3 protein-coding genes are annotated in these 2,332 nt (G+C 33.2%); all 3 read right to left on the bottom strand.

Features of this window, described 5'->3' with window-relative positions; all coding sequences use genetic code 11:
- Nucleotides 1-265: YcxB family protein (locus AB1414_19390; GenBank protein ID MEW6609577.1), on the bottom strand; the 265-nt coding region annotated here is incomplete at its 3' end.
- Nucleotides 266-642: 377 nt separating this feature from the next.
- Complete coding sequence (locus tag AB1414_19395; protein ID MEW6609578.1) at nt 643-1,830, bottom strand: DNA modification methylase; 1,188 nt, start codon at nt 1,828-1,830, stop codon at nt 643-645.
- Entirely contained in the window at nt 1,802-2,311 is a 510-nt protein-coding gene (locus AB1414_19400) for a hypothetical protein (GenBank protein MEW6609579.1), read from the bottom strand. Before AB1414_19400 ends, AB1414_19395 begins: the two co-directional genes overlap by 29 nt.
- Between the last annotated feature and the right edge of the window lie 21 nt (nt 2,312-2,332).

Genomic DNA, 2,332 nt, shown 5'->3' on the forward strand with positions numbered 1-2,332 from the left:
TATTTTTAGCGACTGATTTTAAAAGCATCTTTTTACCATAGAAGATAAAGTATATGGATAAAAGACCTAAAACGATAGCTTCGATTAATATCAGTGTTGGATCAGCATCAGCAACCACAAAAATAAGTAATGCGCATAAAGAGATAATAGGCATTAAGAGTCTTAACAATAATATTGCTTTCTTACCATTTGCACTATGTGTTATGTGGTATTGATTAAATCTGATGTAGTCTTGTTCTGTTAAAACGATTCTGTATTCAAGCATTTTGTGTCCTCCCATAATTTCTATAACTGATAACATTGGTTTGATAATACTAAAACTTGATTGTTTCTCTGGTTATGAATAATTGGTTACTAATTTAGCTCATGTAATTTCCCAGTGTCGTATGTACTAAGGATATTTTCTATCATAAAAATTTCTCTTTGTTATAATTATTGGCTAATCGTATAACAATGATCATGTTTACATTCTCTTATTGCGTTGAAAAATCCATATTGCTTGCAAAATGGACCTTGTGTGTATTAAAGAAACATCTAAATCAGCCAAATTATGTTTACCTTTACATGGTTGAAAAAAATCTAAAATACCAAAGTAACATATTTAGGCGATATAAGTACTGCATAAATGATTATAAAACTATTTCATAGCAGTCCAGGTGTTTTAACACCACCACGCACGCGATAAAAACTATCGTTTTTATTTTCACTATGTCTGATATAGCGTTTAATGATAACATCAACAAACTTTTCATCAAGTTCCATTAAATATGCATTTCTTGATAACTGATCTGCTGCAATTAAGGTTGAACCACTACCACCAAATAGGTCAAGTACAGTCTCACCAACCCTTGATGAATTAGAGATTGCTTTTCCGACAAGTTCAAGTGGTTTCATGGTTGGATGTTCTTCATTTTTCTTTGGTTTGTTATATTTCCAGATCGTATCTTGAGTTCTATCGTCGGTAAAGAAGTGCGCCGCCCCTTCTTTCCAGCCATAAAGGATTGGTTCATGTCTCCAGTGATAATCTTGTCTTCCAAGCACCAAAGCATTCTTAACCCAGATTAAGCACTCTGCAAGTTTAAATCCTGCAGTCTTATAGGCATTTCTAAAATTAAGTCCTTCGGTATCAGCATGACACACATAAATCGCACCACCCTTTTTAGTGTGTTCAAACATATTTGTAAATGCATCCAATAAAAAAAGATAGAATGAACTATCTTCCATCTTATCGTTTTGTATTTTACCTGCTGTACCTTCATAGTCAACATTATATGGTGGATCGGTAAAGATCATATCTATTTCTTTATCGTTAACTAAATAAGAGACGTCTTCTTTTTTAGTAGAGTCTCCACATAATACTCTATGACCTCCTAAGACATAAAGGTCACCTTTTTGAATTGAAGGTACTTCTGGTATTTCATCATCTGGATCAAAGTCATCATCACTTGCATTATCTGGAACACTTGATTCAAACTCTTCAAAACCAAACTGCAGTATATCCATATCAATATCAAAGAGTTCTGTTTCAAGTTTAGATAAGTCCCATGTCGCAAGTTCTGCAGTTTTATTATCTACAAGTCTAAAGGCTTTAATCTGATCATCTGTAAGATCATCAGCAATTAAACAAGGCACTGCCTCTAGATTGAGTAGGAGGCTTGCTTTAAGTCTCGTGTGTCCTGCAATAATGACTCTATCTTTTGTAATAACAATCGGAACTTTAAATCCAAATTCTTTTATCGATGCAGCAACTGCATCTACAGCAGAATCGTTAAGTCTTGGATTATTTTCATATGCAATTAAATCACTCGGTCTCATCATTTGTATCTTCATCTGTGTTCCATACCTCCGTATTGTTTTCTTGACGTTTTCTTGCAATATCTAACATCTCTTTATTTTCGTTATACTTCTCACCATGAAGTCTTGAGAGTAAATACTTATTAGCACCTACATCACCTGGTATATATTTCTTAAACTTAACAATTTTCTTTTTAGTTTTACCACCTGATTCTTCAATGATCGTTTGTATATCCTCATAGTATTCGCCTTCAGCACGTCTTGTTAAACTAACTAAAAGTAAGTGTTCATGAAGCTTCTTTGCCTCTGCAATGGTATATCTAATCTCTTCATGTTTTTTCTTTAAGCGTTCCCATGTTGCCTCACTAATACCTAAGAGATTATAGATTAAACCTCTGGCTTCCTTATATGAATAACTGTGTTCAAGATAAATACTGATATGGCTTAAAAATATCAATAGGCCAATCTCTTTGATGAATATCACTTGATTTGATTGAAACATGGTTTGATATGACATATTTTAATGCCGCATTTAAGT

The organism is bacterium, from assembly GCA_040755795.1.
Classification (GTDB): domain Bacteria; phylum UBA9089; class CG2-30-40-21; order CG2-30-40-21; family SBAY01; genus JBFLXS01.